The following is a 22,100-nucleotide window of genomic DNA, read 5'->3' as shown; positions in this document are numbered from 1 at the left end:
AGGCGTTTCTTTAGTTATTTAATATTATATTAACAATAAACCACATGAATAATCACAAAAAAAGCCGCTTATTCCTGAACGAATAAACGGCTTTACGGGAACATGCCGAAATCAGTGCAGCACCGTGACCGCATCTTCAAGCCGTCCGGCGCGATGCTTCACCATGGCGGAGATGTGCGCACTCTCTTCCACCAGATCGGCGTTTTTCTGCGTGATTCTGTCCAGCTCCTCAACGGCGCGAGTCAGCTCAGACAAACCGGTCGCCTGTTCTGACGTTGAGTGGCTGATCTGGGCGATGAGCCGGGTGACGTTTTTCACCTGCTCGACGATATCATCCATCGTCCGGCCCGCGGCATGAACCTGATCGGAGCCGGACTGCACCTTGCTGGCGCTGGCATCAATCAACTTGCGGATATCGTTGGCGGCGTTCGCGCTGCGGCTGGCGAGATGGCGCACTTCACCGGCCACCACCGCAAATCCTTTGCCTTGCTCGCCCGCCCTCGCCGCTTCTACCGCCGCGTTCAGCGCCAGGATATTGGTCTGGAACGCGATATCGTTGATAAGCGTGGTAATGGAGCCGATTCGCTGCGTGCTGTCGGCAATGTCATCCATGGTTTTCACCACGGTTTGCATCGCGTGCCCGCCTTCCGACGCCGCACTGCTGGCGGCGACGGAGAGTTTGTCCACTTCGGCTGCGGTCTCGGAGTTACTTTGCACCGACGCTGCCATCTGGTTCATGGTCGCCACGGTTTGCTGCACGTTGGAGACGGTCTGGCGCGTGCGGTCGTTCAAATCTTCATTGCCCTGCGCCAGTCGGTCGCTGCCGTCGCGTACGCTCACCACCTGGCTTGAAACGTCATTGATCAGCCAGCGGCACATCAGCCCCAGTTGCCCGACTGCGCGCAGCGTCAGCCCTAGCTCGTCGCTCCGGTTCAGGTGCTGCACGCTGTTACGTTCTCCGGTCGCCACTTTCAGCGCCTGACGCGCCACGTTCTCCACCGGGCGGACGATCTGCTGTTCAAATAATGCCGTGCCCACCAGCATGACAACGGCACTCGCGGCAAGCGATACCCAGCCCGCAGACGTTACGAAAAGCGTTGCGGCTAACAGTGCAAACAGGATGGCCATGACGCCGCGTACGCGCCAGCGCAGCGGCATCGCGGGCATCTTCCCGAGCCAGCCTTTGCGCACCACCAGTCCCTTATGGATACGCTTGTTGCAGCGGCCTTCATTCAGCGCCTTATAGAGCGGCTCAACCGCCGCGATCTCCTCCGCCGTCGCCCGGGTACGGATCGACATATAGCCGGTCATCTGCCCCTGACGGACCATCGGCACGGCGTTCGCCCGCACCCAGTAGTGGTCGCCGTTCTTGCGGCGGTTTTTGACGATGCCGCTCCACGGCTCGCCTTTTTGCAGGGTGTACCACATATCGGCAAACGCCGCTTTGGGCATATCCGGATGGCGTACCAGATTGTGCGGCTGCCCGATCAGCTCCTGAAGCGAATACCCACTGACCTGTACGAAAGTGTCGTTAGTGTGAGTCATATAGCTGTGGAGGTCGGTCGTCGACATGAGCGTGGTGTCGTCGTCCAGAGGGTATTCGTTCTGGGTGACGCTGGATGGAGAGGACATAATGAGCATCCCTTGCAGGTTATTTGAATGTTAATTTTGTGGTTTATTGTTTTTTCGGCGGTTAAGAATTTATCTTTAGTTGTTAAACATGATTGAGATCGCAAATTTCAGTTAAACCGCACTTTTTGCGCGCCTTTTTAATTAATTGATTTTAAATACTTTCGTGGTGAAATTACTCACAAAGCATGATCTGTTAACGCCCACTAAAGAAGCACACGCCGCACCGCACTGGTGCGCCTGCTTGCAGGAGGCAAAAACCGGCCTGCCGCTTCATCTCGTCCGGGCTTTACCGGCATGATTAAATATTGCGCAATAATCATTTCCCCTGGCGTTTATCCCGATTTTTGTTAAGTCCTCTGAAGTGGCGTAATCCCTGCAATAATTAACGCAGTATCATGTGATACGCGATCCCCGGGAGCATATTTTGAACAGGTTACCTTCCAGCGCCTCGGCTCTTGCCTGTACCGCGCACGCACTGAATCTCATTGAAAAGCGAACGCTTGACCATGAGGAGATGAAACACCTGAATCGCGAGGTCATCGACTACTTTAAAGAACATGTGAACCCTGGATTTTTGGAGTATCGCAAATCTGTTACCGCCGGCGGGGATTACGGAGCCGTAGAGTGGCAAGCGGGAAGTTTGAACACGCTTGTCGACACCCAGGGACAGGAATTTATCGACTGCCTGGGTGGTTTTGGCATTTTCAACGTGGGGCACCGTAATCCAGTTGTGGTTTCCGCCGTACAGAATCAACTCGCGAAACAACCTCTCCATAGCCAGGAACTGCTCGACCCGCTGCGCGCCATGCTCGCAAAAACGCTGGCGGCCCTCACGCCCGGCAAACTGAAGTACAGCTTCTTTAGCAATAGCGGCACGGAATCGGTCGAAGCAGCGCTCAAACTCGCGAAGGCGTACCAGTCGCCGCGCGGGAAATTCACCTTTATTGCCACCAGCGGCGCGTTCCACGGTAAAACCCTGGGTGCACTGTCGGCGACCGCCAAATCCACCTTCCGCAAACCTTTTATGCCGCTGCTGCCGGGCTTCCGCCACGTGCCGTTTGGCGACATTAATGCCATGCGCACCGCCCTTAGCGAATGCCGTAAAACCGGCGATGACGTGGCGGCGGTGATCCTGGAACCCATCCAGGGCGAAGGCGGCGTGATCTTACCCCCGCAGGGCTATCTGCCCGCCGTGCGTCAGCTGTGCGATGAATTTGGCGCCCTGCTGATTTTCGACGAAGTGCAAACCGGCATGGGGCGCACCGGCAAGATGTTTGCCTGCGAGCATGAGAACGTTCAGCCGGACATCCTGTGCCTGGCAAAAGCGCTCGGCGGCGGGGTGATGCCGATAGGTGCCACGGTTGCCACCGAAGAGGTGTTCTCGGTGCTGTTCGATAACCCCTTCCTGCACACCACCACCTTTGGCGGCAACCCGCTGGCCTGTGCGGCCGCGCTGGCGACCATCAACGTGCTGCTGGAGCAAAACCTGCCTGCGCAGGCGGAGCAGAAAGGCGACATGCTGCTGGATGGCTTCCGTCAGCTGGGGCGTGAATATCCGGATCTGGTACAGGACGCGCGCGGCAAAGGCATGCTGATGGCCATCGAGTTTGTGGATAACGAAACCGGCTATAGCTTCGCGAGCGAGATGTTCCGCCAGCGGGTACTGGTGGCCGGTACGCTTAACAACTCAAAAACCATTCGCATTGAACCGCCGCTCACGCTGACGATTGAACAGTGTGAGCAGGTGCTAAAAGCGGCACGTAAAGCGCTGGCCGCGCTGCGGGTGAGCGTGGAAGAGGCGTGAGATCCATAATCCCTCTTCAGCTGGAGAGGGATTACTTTCAACTATTTATATATTTTAAAGTTTTTTTCGGACGGATTTAACTTTAAATGAAATTCCATTCACTGACGTCGGATAAAATAGCGTTTTCCTTAATCACTTCATAACATTAACGTTGTCAATCCTGCTGAATTAATTATCGGAAAGATAATAATGCCCTGGGGTATACGCCTAAAACATGAGTTAAGGCGCGTCATTCAACTGGAATAAATTCAAGATAATAGGAATAACAGGGTGTTCTTTGTCACAGTAATTAATTAGCGATTAATTCACTTTTAAGTAAATATAACGCCATGGAGATAATCCTTATATTGCCTATTTCTTCAGCTGCCCATAAAATAATATTCAGAGTTGTTTATTAGTGAAGTTCACGTCACCTTTCCTCGCTGTAACTGATCGAGAAAAACCGCTCAAAATAAATTGATTATCAAATCAACCAAATTGATTTTTATTTAATAAAAGGACTTGTATGAAAAAGCATATTTTGGCACTGGTCACTGCTGCGGCACTGACTGGCGGTATTTGCGCGAACGCTCAGGCCGATACCGTAACCGTTTCTGGGGGTTCCGTTGATTTCGTAGGACAGGTTGTGAATGCCGCCTGTTCTGTTGCCGCTGACTCTGTCGACCAGACCGTGATTCTGAGCCAGGTGCGTACCGTGAAGCTGACTCAAGCTGGCATGATGGCTAATCAAAAAGAAGATTTCCAGATCAAACTGGAAGACTGTGACACCTCCGTGAGCCAGAACGCGGCGGTCATTTTTAACGCCCAGCAAGATGAAGCTCAACCGGGTACCCTGGCGAACACCGCAGGCGCTGGCTCCGCGCAAAACGTGGCGCTGCAGCTGTTTGGACCGGACGGTAAAGCCCTGCATCTGGGTACCTCGTCTTCCACGGTTAAGCTGATCAACGGTGAAAACATCATCCCTCTGAGCGTTGACTACATCGCGACAGGCGCGGCTACACCAGGCAACGTTGCCGCGACCGCAACGTTCCAGATGGTTTACTCCTGATCGAGTAATCCAATAGCCCTCATCCCGAGGGCTATTAACATCCTTTTTTTCGCAAACAGGTAAGAGAAGTCGTCATGAATAAAATGTGTAAAATAGCCAGCGGACTCTTATTTGTGTCAGCAATGATATCAAATGCCAATGCGGGCGGAATTGCCCTTGGCACAACTCGCGTTATTTATCCTCAGGGTGACAAACAAGTTTCACTTCCGGTGATCAACTCTTCAACCAACAATGCCTTTTTAGTGCAATCGTGGGTTGCGAATGCCGATCAGTCTAAGTCTTCCGACTTTATTCTGACGCCGCCGTTATTTGTAATGCACCCTAAAAAAGAGAACACGCTGCGTATTATGTACGTCGGCCCTGAGTTGCCGACCGACCGCGAAAGCGTATTTTACTTAAATAGCAAAGCGATACCTGCGGTGGATAAAAGCAAATTGCAGGGCAATACGCTGCAAATTGCCACTCAGAGCGTGATTAAACTCTTTATACGCCCTAAAAATCTGCCGACGCCGTCCATTGATGCACCGAAGACCCTTCGTTGCCAGGTCGCTAACGGCAAAGTCACCATTTCGAATCCCTCACCGTATTACGTCTCACTGGTGAAGTTCAAAGTTGGCGCCACGCTGCTTCAGAACAACATGGTTTCACCTAAAAACACGCTTACGGTCAACGTACCCGGTAATCAGGGCGGACAGGTTAGCTTCCAGACGGTAAATGACTTCGGCGCGACCACGCCAGTGCAGTCATGCCCGTCCGCGTAGTCGCGCGAGCGCTTCGCCACTCACCTCCAGGCATAAACGGATAATGCATCGTAAGCAACAACATCAGTTACACACAGGGAACTATGCGCTGGCGCCAGTGGCGCTGGCAGTGGTGTGTATGTTGGCCTCTTTGGATGCACGGGCAAGTTACTACTTCAACCCGGCATTTCTCTCCAGCGATCCGAACGCGGTTGCGGATTTATCACGCTTCAGCGCTGACGGGCAGGCGCCGGGCACCTATCGCGTCGATCTGTGGCTGAACGATACCTTCCAGGCAACGCGAGATATCGTCTTTAACGCCCGTAAATCGACATCGCCCGGTGACGACGATACCGGCCTGACGGCCTGCCTCACGCTGAAAGCGTTAGACGACCTGGGTGTGAACGTTCAGAACATCCCTGCGTTGAAAGATGTCTCGCCCGACAGCTGCGTGGATATCGCCACGGCCATTCCGGCTGCCAGCGCGCGATTTAACTTTGAACAGCAGCGTCTGGATCTGAGCGTTCCACAGGCGGCCATTCGCAATAATGCCCGCGGATACATCCCGCCGGAACAATGGGATGAAGGCATAAATGCGCTGCTTCTGAACTATAACTTCAGCGGCTCTCACAACCGCACGCAGGGTGACAACAGTTCGTCATCGAAGAACTATTTCCTGAACCTCAACAGCGGGATCAATCTTGGGCCGTGGCGTCTGCGCGACTACTCGACCTGGAATTACAGCCGCTCCGGCTCCAGCACCTATAAGGACTGGGAACACATTGCTACCTATGCTCAGCGGGCCATTATTCCGCTCAAGAGCCAGCTGACGGTTGGGGAGAACTACACCCCTTCCGATGTGTTCGACAGCCTGCCGTTTCGCGGTATCCAGCTCAATTCTGACGACAACATGCTGCCAGACAGTATGAAAGGTTTTGCGCCGACGATCCGCGGCATCGCGCGTTCTAACGCCCAGGTCACCGTAAAACAGAATGGCTACACCATTTACCAAAGCTATGTGCCACCTGGCGCCTTTGCCATTAACGATCTCTTCCCGACCTCTTCCAGCGGTGACTTAACCGTCGAGGTGAAAGAGACAGACGGTAGCATCAACACCTACACCGTTCCCTATTCCGCCGTGCCGGTTTTACAGCGCGAAGGCCGGGTGAAGTATGCCGCAACCCTTGCCCGGTATCGCAGCAACAGCGAACAGCAGGACGATCCGAATTTTGCGCAGGGCACGGTGATTTGGGGTCTGCCAAAAGGCTTTACGGCCTATTCCGGCACGCAGCTGTCGTCTCATTATACCGCCCTCGCTCTGGGCGGCGGTGTGAACATGGGGAACTTTGGCGCGGTCTCGGTGGATCTCACCCATGCAAAAAGCGAGCTGTCGGATGATACTAAGCACACTGGGCAATCCATCCGTTTCTTATATGCCAAATCCCTCAACGGTATAGGCACTAACTTCCAGCTTTTGGGGTATCGCTACTCCACCTCCGGGTTCTATACCCTGAATGAAACCACCTACAAGCAAATGGAAGGGTATAACGGCGACGACGCTACCGAAGACGATCGCGACACCACGCCGATCTGGACGCAATATTACAACCTCTACTACACCAAACGCGGCAAATTGCAGTTCAACATTTCCCAGCAGATTGCGCAGGCGGGTTCCATCTTCCTGACCGGGAGCCAGCAAACGTACTGGCATACTGACAAGAAGAGCAGCCTGGTGCAGGTCGGTTACAGCGGTACCGTGGCGGGAATCACCTATAACCTGAGCTACAACTACAACCGCGCCCCCGTAATGGAGAGCAGCGACAGCGTTTACGCGCTGACGCTTTCTCTGCCGCTTAGCCTGTGGCTGCACCCCGGCGGTGAGGTGACAAAACGCGTCAATAACATGTACGCCACAGCGGGAACCAGTACCGACAACCACGGTAACGTATCGAACATGGCGGGTTTGAGCGGAACCTTACTGGAAGATAACAACCTGGCGTATGCCATTCAGCAGGGTTATCAAAATCAGGGGGCGGGCGCGAACGGCTCGCTCAATGCCGAGTATGACAGCGCCTATGGCAACATTAATACCGGCTACAACTACAGCAACAACGGTGATTATCAGCAGATTAACTACGGCCTTGAAGGCGGGGTGGTTATGCATCGCAATGGCGTCACGCTCAGCCAGCCGCTGGGTGAAACCAACGTCCTTATCGCCGCACCGGGCGCCAGTAATGTGAAAGTGGAAGATGGGCCAGGCATCCATACCGACGTTCGCGGCTATGCGGTCGTCCCTTACGCCACGGCCTATCACCGTAACCGAATGGCGCTGGATACCAACTCTCTGCAGGACGACCTTGATATTGATGAAGCGGTCGCGCACGTCGTCCCGACCCAGGGTGCTTTGGTGCGCGCCACCTTCAAAGCGCGTCAGGGTGCGCGCGCGCTCTTTACCCTGATGCACAACGGCAAACCCGTGCCGTTTGGCGCGGTAGTTGCCCGCAGCGACGAAGGCGGAGATACCATCGTCGGCGAAAATGGCGAAGCGTATTTATCCGGCCTGAGTCAGGAAGGATCTTTGCATGTCCAGTGGAGCGATGCCGCAAACGGTCAGTGCCGCGCAAATTACCTGTTACCCGAAACGAAACAAACTCTGGTTCGTTTGAAAGCGGAGTGTAAGTAAATGATTTTACGTTGGTCGACACTGTTAGCGATGCTGCTGTCATCATTCGGCTGTATGGCAAGCATTTGTCATAACGTCAATAATACTATTTCGGTTGTGAATTACGATTTAACCTCCACGCTCACAACTGAACAAAACCAGGTGGGCCAGGCGACGGAACTGCATAAATCTCAGTTTGTTAACGTCGATGCGATATGCCCCGAACCCGATCCGACGAACGTAGACAGCCGCACGTACCGCAGCTACATCACCTCTTTCCCCGTGGTGGAGACCGATGGTCAATGGCAGTACTTAACCCTCGATCCCGATTATGTGAACGGTGCCATGAGCATTACCGACACCGACGCAGGGGTTTTCTATCCACCCGGTAACTACATCCATATGGGTCGAAACACACGGGTCAATAAACAAAAAGATTTTGGCGTTTACGATTCGAATTTAACGTTCAGACTAAAAGTGGTTAAGCCCTTTATTGGTTCCGTGGTCATCCCGAGCAGAACGATGTTTAGCGTCTATGTCACGACAAACGACCACGATCCGCTGTCTACCATCGTTTATCAGATCACCTACAGCGGCATCATCACCGTGCCGCAAAACTGCACCATCAACGGCGGGCAGATCATTACCGTTGATTTAGGAAAACTGAACAGCGCCGCCTTTAACGAGGCAGGCAAGAAACCGTATAACGCGCCAGAAAAAACGTTCAACGTGCCGATTGCCTGCAACGGTGATGTCGTCGCGCCGGCGCATCTGACATTGCGCATGCAAGCCACACCAGACAGCCATATAGCCGACGCGGTTGCGACGGATAACCCGGACGTTGGCGTTGTTGTTACCAGCGAAAACGGTTCAGTCTTAAAACCTAACGACATTAACAGCAGCGTCGATTTCACCACCAGTGAGGACGGCAATGCCAATATTACGCTGAAAACCTATCCTGTCAGTACGACCGGCAACGCGCCTGCGGAAGGGATATTTACGGCACTCGCCTGTTTGCGAGTCGATTTTGCGTAGGTGCACTGTATGAAAACCCTCTTGTTAAAAGCATTAACGCTATTTGCCCTTATTCATTCGCTCGCTGTCTACGCTGACGACGGCGCCGTCTATAACCTGCGGGTGACCGGTACCATCATCAGCGAGTCCTGCGAAGTCGACACATCCAGCCAGGAGCAGAGCGTCTCGCTGGGTGAATTCGATAGCAGCGATTTCCCATCTGTGGGGGCCACATCGGCATGGGTACCTTTTAATATCACGCTGAAAAATTGTTCGAAGGCAATCAACGGCACCAAAATCTGGTTTAGCGGGCTGGCTGATACTGACAACCCAAACCTGCTCGCGCTGAGCGACACGGGTAGAGGAACAGAAAGCACGCTGGCGACCGGTCTCGGCGTGGAAATTATGGATGCCAGCCAGGTCATTGTGCCGATTAACAATACCGAATCCAGTACCTATCCGCTTCAGACCGGCAATAACGAACTGACATTTAACCTGCGTTATAAATCCACCCGTCAGGACGTTACGCCGGGCGATGCGACCGCCGTGATGTATTTTGACCTTCTCTATCAATAAGAGCGTGCCATGAAACCTGTTATCGCCCGGATCCTTGCCACCGTTTATATGGGTCTTGCCTTCTGCACGCCCGCGCAGGCGCATGACGGCACGGTCTATATCAATGGTAAAATTAAACAACGTACCTGCACCCTCTCCCCCGATTCCCAGGCTCTGCTTGTCAGGATGGGGAGCGTTCAAAACAATGTGTTTACCCAGGCAGGCGACAGCAGTCGTTACGAATCCTTTACGATTAACCTCGAAAGCTGCCAGGGTTCAAAGCAGAACTTAAGCATCAGCTTTGAAGGCACGCCCGATAAGCGCAATCCTTCCCTGCTAGCCCTCACTCCCGCCGCTGCCAGCGCAACGGGGATTGGTATCGGGATTTACAATCAGGATAAAACGCTTGTTCCGATGGGCAACGCCAGCGCCACGCTTACGCCAGCGCCAGCAAGCGATACGATTGCGTTCGTCTTTTTTGCTCGCTATGTCTCGACCGCTGCCGACGTCACGACCGGGACGGCCAACGCCTCTACCACCTTTATCGTCAACTATGCGTAATTTCTGCGGCATCCTGCTCTGCGCCTGCGCGTTACTTTTCACCCTACCTGCTGCACACGCGGGCGTGGTCATTAGCGGAACGCGCTTCACTTATCCGGCGGGCAAAAAATCCATTACCTTCGCGGTGCGTAATCCGTCGACCACAACGTGGCTTATCCATACCAAAGTCAACCAGGGGGGTGCATGGACAGGCGCAGACCGGCCTGAAACCGCGCAGAGCATGTTCGTTGCCACGCCCCCGCTTTTTACGCTCAAACCCGCACGGGAAAATAGCGTCCGCCTGACTTTTACCGACGGCGCGCTGTCAGACGATCGGGAATCGCTTTTTACCTTGAGCGTCGCGGCCATTCCGGAAGGTCAACGCGAGGGCAACAGCGTGCAGACCGCCATCCGCTCCCGCTTCAAGCTCTTTTATCGTCCGGCCAAACTGCCCGGCGAGCCTGACGCCGCCTACCAGGCGTTACGCTGGTCATCCGCCAACGGCACGGTGACCGTTGAAAACCCGACGCCCTGGTACGTCACGCTGTACCAGCTTTCGCTCAACGATAAAAAATTCGCCGACAGCGGCCTCGTCGCCCCCTTTGCGACGCGCACCTTTTCAGGATGTCAGCAGGCCAGCCGCTGCGACATCCGCTGGCAAGCCATCAACGAGTACGGACGCATCCTGCCCGAACTGACCCGACATGTGAGATAACCCTATGAAAAAGTCGATCCTCTCTCTCGCGCTCTGCGCTTCCTTCTTCACCGCCTGGCAGGCAAGTGCGGCCCAAATCGACGCGCTCACGCCGCAGCAAATCGAGCAAACGGGCAAAGCCGCCGAAGCCTGGTTTGCAGCGCATCCAGAAAAAATGGGTGAGATCGTGGCAACCTATCTGGCAGAGCATCCTGAATTTCTGGTGGCCGCCGGTGAAAATCTTCGCCAGCGTCAGCAGGTAGCCCAGCAGCAGGCTTTCGTTCAGGCCGCGCTGCACCAGCGTGATGCCCTGCTTCACAGCACCAGCCCGGAACGCGGGCCAAAAACGGCGAAAGCGGCGGTGATCGTGTTCCTGGACGAGACGAGTCCGGTAGGCCAGGCGGCCAGCGAGTTGATCGGCAACGTCGAAAAATCTAACCCGGACGTGCGATTTATCTTTAAAGCGCTGGCCGCGACCGACAAGCAGCCGCTCGCGGCTTCCGCGCTGCAAGCAAACCTCGACCTTGCTAAAGTGATGGGCTTCACCGTCACGCCAGCGTTTGTCGTGATGCCGCAGGAGCAAGATCCGGAGGTCCATCGGGTGAGCGTCATGAGCGGTAACGTCTCCGAAGAGGCGCTGATCATGGCCATTCAGAAAGCGAAGAAATAAGAAAATGGCCGGGCGGCACGGTGCCTGCCCGGCTGTACGTTACTCCGGCAACAACCCCACAAAACAGCGCTTTTTGCGCGGCTCTGACATCAGTTCCTCAAGCTTATCCACGCAGGCCAGATAGTGCGGCGTCTGCTTGTGCGCCAGCACTGCCGCTTCGTCTTTATAGGCCTCGTAGATAAAGAACCGGCTTTTCACCCGCGGGTCCTGCAGCACGTCAAAACGCAGGTTTCCCGGCTCCTGAATCGCCCCTTCGTGGTTGGCGCGAAACACCTCCAGAAACTCGTCCACGCGCTCGGGTTTGATGTTGATTTCGACTAACGTCACGTTCATTTTGCTTCTCCCTGTTTTTCTTCCTGCCAGAACTGGAACGCGTCCCGCGCGCTCATGTTCTCGTGAACCACTTTTTTCACCGCTTTCAGCATGGCGAGCGGCGCGCTGGACTGGAAGATATTTCGCCCCATGTCCACGCCGGACGCCCCCTGATCGATAGCCCGCCAGCACATCTCCAGCGCCTCGTTTTCCGGCAGCTTTTTGCCCCCGGCGATGACAATCGGCACCGGGCAGCTGGCGGTCACTTTTTCAAAGCCCTCGTCGACATAATAGGTTTTAACGAACTGCGCCCCCATCTCAGCGGCAATACGGCTGGCGAGAGAGAAATAGCGGGCGTCACGCGCCATCTCTTTGCCAACACCCGTCACCGCCAGCGTCGGCACGCCGTAGCGCGCGCCCGCGTCCACCAGTTTGATGATGTTATTGATCGACTGATGCTCAAATTCACTGCCGATATAGACCTGCGCCGCCACCGCGCAGGCGTTCAGGCGCAGCGCGTCTTCCATCGCGACCGCCACGCACTCGTTAGACAGTTCGCCCAGAATCGAGTTACCGCCCGAAGCGCGCAGCACCACCGGCTTATTGGTGGCCGCTGGCACGGTGCTTCGCAAAATACCGCGGGTGCACATCAGCACGTCGGTTTCACCAAATAGCGGGGCAATAGAAAGATCGATACGCTCAAGGCCGGTGGTCGGGCCCTGAAAATAGCCGTGGTCAAAGGCCAGCATCACCGTGCGGTTGCTTTGCGGGTTGAAGATCCGCGCCAACCGGGACTGCATGCCCCAGTCCAGGGAGCCACAGCCCTTCAGGGTATAGGGCGCGTTTACCTGTGGCGTGCCGATGCCAAAATCCTTGCCGTCTTTGATGTCGTCTAAATCAGCCATTTGCTCCCCCGTCAGAAATCGTATTTGCCGATGTTCTCTTTGGTAAACACCACGCGCTCCGGCAGCAGCACAATGCCGTTGCCCTTCGCCTCATACTGGTAGCCCTGCACGCTGTTTGGCTCGACCTTGAGCGTGCCGATATCTTTTACCTCCACGCTGTCGCCCACGTTAAGATCGCCTTTTTTCAACAATTGATCGGCGACATTGACCGCAATTTTGCCCTGTTGCACCACATCCCACAGGCCGAAGGCTTTCACCGTGCCGCGTTCAACGTACGGACGCATGACGTTCGGTGTGCTGAACCCGACGATGGCGACGCCCTCCCGCTTCAGGTTTTCTGCCGCCTGCGCCGCAGCAGGCAGGGCGTTAGCGTCCGGGGCAATGATCGCATCCAGATCCGGATATGCTTTTAAGATCCCTTCGGCGGTTTGCAGGGATTTCGTGGCGTCGTTATAGCCGAACTGGGTGGTGACGACCTGCCACTGGGGATGATCTTTCTCGATTTTGGCCTTCGCCTCTTTGACCCACTGGTTCTGGTCGGTGACGGTTGGGCTGGAGTAGAAGAACGCGACTTTGGCATTCGGTTTGGTGACCTGCTTGCCGGCCATCTCCACCAGCAGGCCGCCGAGCTGTTCCGGCGTCCCCTGGTTGATGTAAATGCTGCGGCACTCCGGTTTGGTGTCGGAATCCCAGGTCAGCACCTTCACGCCGCGCTGCATCGCGCGCTTCAGCGCCGGGCAGAGGCCGTCCGGCGACACGGCGGAGACGATAATCGCGTTATAGCCCTGGTTCACGAAGTTATTGATCAGCTGCACCTGGCCGGAGACGCTCGGCTCAGTCGGGCCGTCGTAGGTCACGTCCACGCCGAGATCTTTACCCGCCTCTTTCGCGCCGTTGCCGCCGCTGGTAAAGAACCCCACCCCCACCAGCTTCGGGATAAAGGCGATACGGTCCGCCGCCTGCGCCGACGCCACGCTGAGCGCCATCGCCAGGACTATCAGTTTTGTTTTCATCTTACGCTCCGGATATGTTTTGTGAGGAGAGAGCGCACCCATTCACGGTGCAGACTCAGCGAACGTCCCATCACCACCACAACCAACAGCGCCCCTGACAGCGCGCTCGACACCTGGTTGGGGATGCCGACCATCTGTAAACCCTGTTGCAGATACCCCACCAGCAGCGCCGCCAGTGCCGTACCGATAACCGAACCTGAACCACCGTAGATATTCGCGCCGCCCAGCACCGCCGCGGTCAGCGCGGGCATCAGTAAATCGCGCCCCAGATCCGAACGCGCCGAGCCGAAATAGGAGACCATAACCAGCGCGGCAATCGCCGAGGCGACGCCCACCAGGCCATACAGCGCGTAAGGCATACCGTTCACAGACAGCCCCGCATAGCGTGCCGCGCGCGGATTTTGCCCCATCAAAAACAGGTGCCGACCGAAGCGCCCGCGATGGGTAATCAGCCAGAAGAAAAGGGTTATCACCGCGAATAGCACCAGCGGGATCGGCAGACCCAGCACGGTGAGGTTAGCGAAGGCGGTAAAACTGTCCGGGAAGCCGCCGATCCCCTCGTAGCCAGTCGCGCCCGCCATGCCGGAGAGCAGCAGCGCCCCGCCGCCGTAGAGGTACAGCGTGCCGAGGGTTATCACTAACGGGCTGATGCCGGTGTAGTGGATCAGCGCGGCGTTCACCAGCCCGCACAGCAGACCGAGCAGCAGCGTCAGCGGGATCGCCACCGCCATCGGCCACCCCGCCTGCATCATCACGCCCAGCGCAATGGCGCACAGGCCGATGGTGGAGCCGAGCGAAATATCAATCCCACCGCTGATAATGACCAGCGTTAGCGGCAGCGCCACAATACCGATGCAGATAAAGTCGCTGGTGCTGAACAGCAGCATATTGATATCGAGCATCCGCGGGTTGATGGCCCCAAAGAGCAGGATCTCCAGCACCAGTAAAATCAGCAGCGCGCTTTCCCAGTTAAGCCTCATTTACGCCACCTCTTTTTTGCGTTTTGGAAACGGGGTAACGTGCTTTCCCCCTTTATTGCCCGGTTGGAAACGGCTGTATTTCAGCGCCCGCTGATGCCTTGCGAGCGCCTGACGCAATCGCCCGTCGAGCACCAGCACGCCCAGCAGCACCAGCCCGGCAATAAAATCGTTCCACCAGGCCGGGAGCCTGAACAGCACCAGCACGGTGTCGATTTGGGTCAGGAAGAACGCACCGAGCAGCGCGCCAATCAGCGTGCCTGTCCCGCCCAGCAGCGAAATACCGCCAAGCACGCAGGCGGCGATGGCTTTCATCTCCAGGCCGCTGCCGGTCTGATTCGGCACAAAGCCAATCTGCGCGGCAAAGACGATACCTGCGCAGGCCGCCAGCATCCCGTTAAGCGTAAAGGCGATTATCCGCGTGCGGTTGACCGCCACGCCCAGCTGGCGCGCGGCGGCGAGGTTGTCCCCCACGGCGTAGAAGTCACGGCCAAAGGCAGTGCGCGACAGCGTCCACGCGCCGACGGCGGCGAAGAACAGCACCAAGAAACCCAACGGTGAAATCCCGAGGGCAACCGGCGCGGAGAGCGCTTTCAGATCCGGCGGAAGCCCTTCAATCCACTTCCCGCCGGTCCAGAGCAGCATCGCCCCACGATACAGCCCCAGCGTACCGAGGGTGGCGACAATCGCCGGTATCCGCAGCCCCACCACCAGCACCCCGTTGAACGCGCCCGCCAGCGCGCCGATCGACAGAGCAAAAAGGATGGCGACCGGCAGGCTGTAACCGCTGTTGAGCGCCACGCCAACCGCGATGGCAGACAGCCCCACGGTAGACCCGACCGAAACGTCGATGTTGCGGGTCAACATCACCAGCGCCGCGCCAAGCGCCAGCAGGATCAGGATCTGCGCGCTGGCGAAAATCATTCCCAGGGTTTGCAGACTGAGATAGGCCGGGTTCAGCGCCACCAGCACAACGAACAGGGCGAGGATCGCCAGAAACGCGCTCAGCTCGCGGTTTTTCAGTAAGGTCTTCATGATTGCCCTCCAAACGCCAGCCCCATCATCCGATCGAGCGTCACGGCGTGGCGCGGCAGTTCGCCGCTGAGCATGCCCTGATGCATGACCAGCACGCGATCCGCAAGACCGGGAAACTCGTCGAGATCGCTTGAGATCATCAGCACCGCCACGTTCTGCGCCGCCACGCTTTTGATCAACTGATAGATATCGGCGCGCGCCGAGACGTCCACACCGCGCGTGGGTTCATCGACAATCAGCAGCAGCGGGTTGGCCTCCAGACAGCGCGCCAGCAGAACCTTCTGCTGGTTACCACCAGAGAGCGTGCGCACGGTTTGATCCGCATGGTTGAGCTTGATCCCCAGCGCCCGGTGATAACGCTCCACCACCGCAGATTCCCGCCTGCGCTGCTGCCAGAGAGACGGCTCGTTCAGGGTCACGGTGTTCCAGCGAACCGGCGCATCCAGGAACAGGCCGGAGACCTGCCTGTCTTCCGGCAGGTAGACCAGCCCTTTTTCCAGACGCGCGGCAACCGAATCCGCGTTGATCTCCTGATTTTCAAGCCAGACGCGTCCGCCGCGCACGGGGCGCAGGCCGTAAAGTGTTTCAGCGAACTCGGTACGCCCGGATCCCACCAGCCCGGCCAGGCCGACGATCTCCCCGGCGTAAATCTCCAGGCTGAGATCGATAAACCCTTCCCCGGTAAGATCGTCTACCCGCAGCACCGGAAAGTCCTGCGGCTGGGTCCGGCGATTCCCGGGCAGCGCCAGCCACAGTTTTTGCGTGTCGCTTAAGCGTTGTTCCCGGCTCACCGGGGTCATGGCAGCAATCAGGGCGTTATCGTCAAAGGTCGCGGTTTCGCCGCTCAGCACCACGGCCCCGTCGCGCATCACCGAGACGTGGCTGGAAAGCTGGCGGATCTCCGGCAATTTATGTGAAATAAAGACAATGCCAACGCCCTGATCCTGCAGGGCGCGGATCTGGCGAAACAGCCGCTCGGTTTCGCCAGGGGTCAGCGATGCCGTAGGCTCGTCGAGGATCAGAATTGTTGCATTGCGCATCAGCCCGCGCAGGATCTCCACCATCTGCTGATCCGCCACCTCCAGCGTGCTGGCGGTAGCATCAAGACTGAGCTGGCACTGCAACTGCAGCAGCTTCTCCGCAAGACGCTTGTCCACCCCCTTTTCGCGCGGCAGGCGGAAAAGGATATTTTCCCGCACCGTCAGGTTAGGAAATAGCAGCGGCTCCTGCGGCACCAGGTAGATCCCCAGCCCGTGCGCCTGGCCGGGGCTGAGGCGTGCATATGCCCGTCCGGCAACCGAAAGTTCACCGCTGTCCGGGGTCTCGACACCAGCGATAATCTTCATCAGCGTCGATTTCCCCGCCCCGTTACCGCCCATTAACGCATGCACCTGGCCCGCAAGCAGCATGAAATCAATGCCTTTTAACACCGGCACGCCCGAGAACTGCTTGCTGATATTCCGTGCTTCGATAAGTGGGGTCATCATCGCTCCGCTGTTGAACAAATGATTTTTTGATTTAATAATGTTCAAAAGCGTAGACGGTGAACTATATTTACAACCGTGCAGGGATCACAGTTTTATCGATTAAGATCCAGATACACCTAAAACAGTTTTAAAGATCCGTTTTGCCGCGTGGCTCACATTTTCGGCCCGCGCCTGAGCGAACATATGATCTAAATTTTTATAAGAGTTCAAATATGAGCGATAAACGCACTGTGGAAGAGGGTCGTTTTGCCGGGCTGGCGCTGGCGGAAGAGGAGCTGGTCGCTCGCGTGGCATGGTGTTACTACCATGACGGGCTGACCCAGAACGACATTGGCGAACGGCTCGGCCTGCCGCGCCTGAAGATCTCCCGCCTGCTGGAGAAAGGCCGCCAGTCCGGGGTGATCCGCGTGCAGATCAACTCGCGCTACGAGGGCTGCCTGGCGCTGGAGACCGAACTGCAGCAGCGCTTTGGGCTGAAGCTGGTGCGCGTGATGCCCGCCCTTAACACCCCGCCGATGAACGTGCGGCTGGGCATTGGCGCAGCGCAGTCGCTGATGGGCGTTCTGGAACCCGGCCAGCTGTTAGCGGTGGGATTTGGTGAAACAACCATGAGCAGCCTGCAGCACTTAAGCGGTTTTATTAGCTCACAGCAGATCCGCCTGGTAACGCTCTCCGGCGGCGTCGGGCCGTATATGACCGGTATCGGCCAGCTGGATGCGGCCTGTCGCGTCAGCATGATCCCCGCCCCGCTGCGCGTTTCATCTGCCGGGGTGGCCGGGATCTTAAAGCGTGAAACCAGTGTGCGGGACGTGATCCTCGCCGCCACCGCCGCCGACGTGGCGGTGGTTGGGATTGGTTCAGTGAACCAGCGCCGCGACGCCACCATTTTACGCTCCGGCTATATCAGCGAAGGTGAACAGCTGATGTACGCCCGGAAAGGGGCGGTGGGCGACATTCTCGGTTACTTCCTCAATGCCGACGGCGAGTGCGTCGAGGAGCTTGAGATCCATAAAGAATTACTCGGCGTCACCCTTGATGAACTGGCGCAGCTGCCCACCATCGTTGGCGTGGCCGGAGGTGAAGAGAAAGCCGATGCGATTTACGCCGCACTGAAAGGTCGCCGTATTAATGGCCTGGTGACGGAAGAGACGACAGCCCGCGCGGTGCTTGCTCTGGCAACATAAGAGACGGCCCTGCGCCTGACACGAGGCATGCTATGAGTTACCTTTTAGCGTTAGATGCAGGGACAGGCAGCGTTCGCGCCGTTATTTTCGATGTGCAGGGCAACCAGATTGCCGTCGGCCAGGCCGAGTGGAAACACCTGAGCGTGGAGAACGTGCCCGGCTCGATGGAGTTTGACCTCGACACCAACTGGCGGCTGGCCTGCCAGTGTATTCACCAGGCGCTGGAGCGTGCCCACCTGCGCGCGGCGGATATTCAGTCCGTGGCCTGCTGCTCCATGCGCGAAGGCATCGTGCTGTATGACCGCAACGGCGACGCCATCTGGGCCTGCGCCAACGTCGACGCCCGCGCCAGCCGCGAGGTGGCCGAACTCAAAGAGATCCACCACGACCAATTTGAATCCGAAGTGTATGACGTTTCCGGCCAGACACTGGCCCTGAGCGCCATGCCGCGCCTGCTGTGGCTGGCGCACCACCGCCCGGATATTTATCGCAAAGCGGCGACGATCACCATGATCAGCGACTGGCTGGCGGCAAAACTCTCTGGCGAGCTGGCGGTGGACCCGTCCAATGCCGGCACAACCGGCATGCTGGATCTCTTTTCCCGCGACTGGCGTCCGGCGCTGCTCGACATGGCCGGGCTGCGCGCCGATATCCTCTCCCCGGTGAAAGAGACGGGAACCGTGCTGGGGGCCATTACCCGCGAAGCCGCGCAGCAGAGCGGCCTGCGCGAAGGCACGCCGGTGGTGATGGGCGGCGGCGACGTGCAGCTTGGCTGTCTCGGGCTGGGCGTGGTGCGCGCCGGGCAAACGGCGGTGCTGGGCGGCACCTTCTGGCAGCAGGTGGTCAACCTGCCGCAGGTGCGAACCGACCCGGATATGAACATCCGCGTGAACCCTCACGTCATCCCCGGTATGGCGCAGGCGGAGTCGATCAGCTTCTTTACCGGGCTGACCATGCGTTGGTTCCGCGACGCCTTTTGCGCGGAGGAGAAGTTAATTGCTGAACGCATGGGCATGGATACTTACACCCTGCTCGAAGAGATGGCCAGCCGCGTGCCCGCGGGCTCACACGGGGTGATGCCGATCTTCTCCGATGCGATGCATTTCAGGCAGTGGTACCACGCCGCGCCGTCGTTTATTAACCTCTCCATCGACCCGGAAAAATGCAACAAGGCCACGCTGTTCCGTGCCCTGGAAGAGAATGCGGCGATTGTCTCCGCCTGCAACCTGACGCAGATATCGCGATTCTCCGGCGTGACGTTTGACAGCCTGGTCTTTGCGGGTGGCGGCGCTAAGGGTGCGCTGTGGAGCCAGATTTTAAGCGATGTCACCGGGCTGCCGGTGCGCGTGCCGGAAGTTAAAGAGGCGACGGCGCTGGGCTGTGCCATCGCCGCGGGTGCTGGCGCCGGGCTGTTTACCGACATGGCCTCCACGGGCGAGCGGCTGGTGAAGTGGAGCCGCGAATTTACGCCGAACCCGGAATACCGGGAACTGTACGACGGCATGATGCAGAAATGGCAGGCGGTGTACGCGGATCAGCTTGGGCTGGTCGACAGCGGGCTGACTACGTCGATGTGGCAAGCCCCGGGTCTGGTGCGGGCATCCCCCTCACCCCGGCCCTCTCCCTGAGGGAGAGGGAGATCGTGTCCCCTCTCCCCGTGGGAGAGGGTTAGGGTGAGGGCACCAGGCCGCACAATATTTGAATCCCATCACAATCGCCGCATTCCCCTTTTCCCTTTTACTCTCCGCTGGCTAAATTAGTAACTCATCCGACCACATAACAATAATTTTACACTGGAAGAGACTATGAGCCGCTACCCGTCGTTATTCGCCCCCCTCGATCTGGGGTTCACAACGCTCAAAAACCGCGTGTTGATGGGTTCGATGCACACCGGGCTGGAGGAGCGTCCGGACGGCGCCGAGCGGCTGGCCGCTTTCTACGCCGAGCGCGCCCGGCACGGGGTGGCGCTGATCGTTACCGGTGGCGTGGCCCCCGCGGTTTCTGGCGTGACGATGGAGGGCGGCGCGGTGCTGAACGATGCGGCCCAGCTGCCGCATCACCGGATCGTGACCGACGCGGTGCATAAAGAAGGCGGTAAAATTGCCCTGCAAATTCTGCATACCGGGCGCTACAGCTATCAGCCAAATCTGGTTGCCCCGTCGGCCCTCCAGGCCCCGATCAACCGCTTTACCCCCCATGCCCTTACCCACGATGAGATCCTGGCGCTGATCGAGGACTTCGCCCGCTGCGCGGCGCTGGCGCGCGAGGCGGGCTATGACGGCGTAGAGGTGATGGGGTCGGAAGGCTACCTGATTAACGAGTTCCTCGCCGCCCGGACCAACCATCGTGACGACGAATGGGGCGGCGATTATGCCCGCCGAATGCGTTTTGCCATCGAAGTGGTGCGCGCCGTACGGGAACGTGTGGGCGCAGATTTTATTATCATCTACCGCCTGTCGATGCTCGATCTGGTGGAGGGCGGCGGCACGTTCGACGAAACCGTCCAGCTGGCGCAGGCAATTGAAGCCGCCGGGGCCACGATCATCAACACCGGCATCGGCTGGCACGAGGCGCGTATCCCGACCATCGCCACGCCGGTGCCGCGCGCGGCGTTCAGCTGGGTGACGCGTAAACTGAAAGGGAAAGTGTCTGTTCCGCTGGTTACCACTAATCGCATTAACGATCCGCAGGTGGCGGAAGAGGTCATTGCGCGCGGCGATGCCGACATGGTGTCGATGGCACGCCCGTTCCTCGCCGACGCGGCGATCCTCTCCAAAGCGCAAAGCGGACGCGCGGACGAGATCAACACCTGCATCGGCTGCAACCAGGCCTGTCTGGATCAGATCTTCGCGGGCAAAGTCACCTCCTGTCTCGTCAACCCGCGCGCCTGCCATGAAACGAAAATGCCGGTAACACCTGCCGTCACCCCAAAACGGCTCGCCGTGGTCGGCGCGGGCCCCGCCGGGCTGGCGTTTGCGGTGAATGCCGCCGCGCGCGGGCACAGCGTGACGCTGTTTGATGCCCTGGCTGAGATCGGCGGGCAATTTAATATCGCCAAACAGATCCCCGGCAAAGAGGAGTTTTACGAAACCCTGCGCTATTACCGCCGGATGATCGACCTGACGGGGGTCGAGCTGCGGCTTAACCATTTTGTGAATGCGTCTGATCTGGTGGCGTACGATGAGGTGATCCTGGCCAGCGGGATCGTCCCGCGCTTGCCGGCGATCGCGGGCGTCGATCATCCGAAGGTGCTGAGCTATCTCGACGTATTACGCGACAAAAAACCGGTCGGCGATCGCGTGGCGATAATCGGCTGCGGCGGGATCGGTTTTGATACCGCCATGTACCTGAGCCAGCCGGGGGAAGCCACCAGCCAGAATATTGCGGCGTTTTGTGAGGAATGGGGGATCGATACCAGCCTCAATCAGATCGGCGGCCTGCGACCGGAAGGTCCGCAGCTGCCAAAAAGCCCGCGCCAGATCGTCATGCTGCAGCGTAAAGCCAGCAAACCGGGCGACGGGCTGGGCAAAACCACGGGCTGGATCCATCGAGCCACCCTGCTCTCACGCGGGGTGAAGATGATCCCGGCGGTGAGCTACCAGAAGATCGACGACGACGGGCTGCACGTGCTGATCGGCGGTGAGCCGCAGCTGCTGGCGGTGGATCATGTGATTTTGTGCGCCGGGCAGGAACCGAAGCGCGATCTGGCCGAACCGCTGCGTGAGGCGGGCAAAACGGTGCATATGATCGGCGGGTGTGACGTGGCGATGGAGCTGGATGCGCGGCGGGCGATTGCGCAGGGAACAAAGCTGGCGCTGAGTATTTAAC

General features: G+C 57.8%; 19 protein-coding genes. 12 read left to right on the top strand and 7 right to left on the bottom strand.

Going from position 1 to position 22,100, the window contains the following annotated elements; genetic code table 11:
- Positions 1–111: 111 nt before the first annotated feature.
- A complete protein-coding gene (locus ACWKX3_RS17190; protein WP_454542125.1) occupies positions 112–1,632 on the bottom strand; it encodes a methyl-accepting chemotaxis protein in 1,521 nt (506 codons plus the stop codon).
- A gap of 424 nt (positions 1,633–2,056) precedes the next feature.
- On the opposite strand from ACWKX3_RS17190, the gene ygjG reads away from it, so the two are divergent.
- The 9 genes from ygjG (at position 2,057) to ACWKX3_RS17145 (ending at position 11,359) form a co-directional block, all read left to right on the top strand.
- Positions 2,057–3,436, top strand: coding sequence for a putrescine aminotransferase (gene ygjG, locus ACWKX3_RS17185; RefSeq protein ID WP_454542124.1), 1,380 nt, complete (start codon positions 2,057–2,059; stop codon positions 3,434–3,436).
- 505 nt (positions 3,437–3,941) lie between these two features.
- The gene (locus ACWKX3_RS17180) at positions 3,942–4,484 is read left to right on the top strand and encodes a fimbrial protein BcfA (protein ID WP_006178641.1); all 543 of its coding nucleotides are present in this window, start codon (positions 3,942–3,944) and stop codon (positions 4,482–4,484) included.
- 74 nt (positions 4,485–4,558) lie between these two features.
- Positions 4,559–5,245 carry a fimbria/pilus periplasmic chaperone gene (locus ACWKX3_RS17175; RefSeq protein ID WP_368747444.1) on the top strand — a complete coding sequence of 229 codons (687 nt, stop codon included), beginning with the start codon at positions 4,559–4,561 and terminating at the stop codon, positions 5,243–5,245.
- Positions 5,246–5,288: 43 nt separating this feature from the next.
- Entirely contained in the window at positions 5,289–7,907 is a 2,619-nt protein-coding gene (locus ACWKX3_RS17170) for a fimbrial biogenesis usher protein (protein WP_454542123.1), read from the top strand.
- Positions 7,908–8,921 carry a fimbrial protein gene (locus tag ACWKX3_RS17165; RefSeq protein ID WP_454542122.1) on the top strand — a complete coding sequence of 338 codons (1,014 nt, stop codon included), beginning with the start codon at positions 7,908–7,910 and terminating at the stop codon, positions 8,919–8,921.
- Positions 8,922–8,930: 9 nt separating this feature from the next.
- Positions 8,931–9,476 (top strand): fimbrial protein, encoded by a 546-nt coding sequence (locus tag ACWKX3_RS17160; RefSeq protein WP_454542121.1) that lies wholly within the window; start codon positions 8,931–8,933, stop codon positions 9,474–9,476.
- Between the two features lie 9 nt (positions 9,477–9,485).
- Positions 9,486–10,016, top strand: a complete 531-nt coding sequence (locus tag ACWKX3_RS17155; protein ID WP_454542120.1) for a fimbrial protein — start codon at positions 9,486–9,488, stop codon at positions 10,014–10,016.
- The gene (locus ACWKX3_RS17150; protein WP_454542119.1) at positions 10,009–10,710 is read left to right on the top strand and encodes a fimbrial biogenesis chaperone; all 702 of its coding nucleotides are present in this window, start codon (positions 10,009–10,011) and stop codon (positions 10,708–10,710) included. The genes ACWKX3_RS17155 and ACWKX3_RS17150 overlap by 8 nt, the downstream gene beginning before the upstream one ends.
- Before the next feature lie 4 nt (positions 10,711–10,714).
- Positions 10,715–11,359 carry a hypothetical protein gene (locus ACWKX3_RS17145; protein WP_454542118.1) on the top strand — a complete coding sequence of 215 codons (645 nt, stop codon included), beginning with the start codon at positions 10,715–10,717 and terminating at the stop codon, positions 11,357–11,359.
- A gap of 39 nt (positions 11,360–11,398) precedes the next feature.
- Here the strand turns inward: ACWKX3_RS17145 and lsrG are convergent, their stop codons facing one another.
- Genes lsrG through lsrA form a run of 6 tightly spaced genes read right to left on the bottom strand, consistent with a single transcriptional unit; the run spans position 11,399 to position 17,085 of the window.
- Positions 11,399–11,692 (bottom strand): (4S)-4-hydroxy-5-phosphonooxypentane-2,3-dione isomerase, encoded by a 294-nt coding sequence (gene lsrG, locus ACWKX3_RS17140; RefSeq protein ID WP_101736938.1) that lies wholly within the window; start codon positions 11,690–11,692, stop codon positions 11,399–11,401.
- Positions 11,689–12,576 (bottom strand): 3-hydroxy-5-phosphonooxypentane-2,4-dione thiolase, encoded by an 888-nt coding sequence (gene lsrF, locus ACWKX3_RS17135; RefSeq protein WP_006178652.1) that lies wholly within the window; start codon positions 12,574–12,576, stop codon positions 11,689–11,691. Before lsrF ends, lsrG begins: the two co-directional genes overlap by 4 nt.
- A gap of 11 nt (positions 12,577–12,587) precedes the next feature.
- Positions 12,588–13,589, bottom strand: a complete 1,002-nt coding sequence (lsrB, locus tag ACWKX3_RS17130) for an autoinducer 2 ABC transporter substrate-binding protein LsrB (RefSeq protein WP_101736937.1) — start codon at positions 13,587–13,589, stop codon at positions 12,588–12,590.
- Positions 13,586–14,569, bottom strand: a complete 984-nt coding sequence (gene lsrD / locus ACWKX3_RS17125; RefSeq protein WP_058609441.1) for an autoinducer 2 ABC transporter permease LsrD — start codon at positions 14,567–14,569, stop codon at positions 13,586–13,588. The genes lsrB and lsrD overlap by 4 nt, the downstream gene beginning before the upstream one ends.
- Positions 14,570–15,601: an autoinducer 2 ABC transporter permease LsrC gene (lsrC, locus tag ACWKX3_RS17120; RefSeq protein WP_454542117.1), complete on the bottom strand. Its 1,032-nt coding sequence runs from the start codon at positions 15,599–15,601 to the stop codon at positions 14,570–14,572.
- Positions 15,598–17,085: an autoinducer 2 ABC transporter ATP-binding protein LsrA gene (lsrA, locus tag ACWKX3_RS17115; protein ID WP_058609439.1), complete on the bottom strand. Its 1,488-nt coding sequence runs from the start codon at positions 17,083–17,085 to the stop codon at positions 15,598–15,600. The genes lsrC and lsrA overlap by 4 nt, the downstream gene beginning before the upstream one ends.
- A 215-nt stretch (positions 17,086–17,300) precedes the next feature.
- Between lsrA and lsrR the strand changes: the two genes are divergently transcribed.
- The 3 genes from lsrR to ACWKX3_RS17100 all read left to right on the top strand — a co-directional run bounded on the left by lsrR (position 17,301) and on the right by ACWKX3_RS17100 (position 22,099).
- Positions 17,301–18,272, top strand: a complete 972-nt coding sequence (gene lsrR / locus ACWKX3_RS17110) for a transcriptional regulator LsrR (RefSeq protein WP_006178659.1) — start codon at positions 17,301–17,303, stop codon at positions 18,270–18,272.
- Between the two features lie 32 nt (positions 18,273–18,304).
- Positions 18,305–19,900, top strand: coding sequence for an autoinducer-2 kinase (lsrK, locus tag ACWKX3_RS17105; protein ID WP_454542116.1), 1,596 nt, complete (start codon positions 18,305–18,307; stop codon positions 19,898–19,900).
- 177 nt (positions 19,901–20,077) lie between these two features.
- Positions 20,078–22,099, top strand: a complete 2,022-nt coding sequence (locus ACWKX3_RS17100; RefSeq protein WP_454542115.1) for an oxidoreductase — start codon at positions 20,078–20,080, stop codon at positions 22,097–22,099.
- The last annotated feature ends 1 nt before the right edge of the window (position 22,100 follow it).

The organism is Enterobacter sp. UPMP2052, from assembly GCF_053709675.1.
The sequence above is the reverse complement of the archived record's forward strand: the minus strand, read 5'-3'. Positions and strand labels throughout refer to the sequence as shown.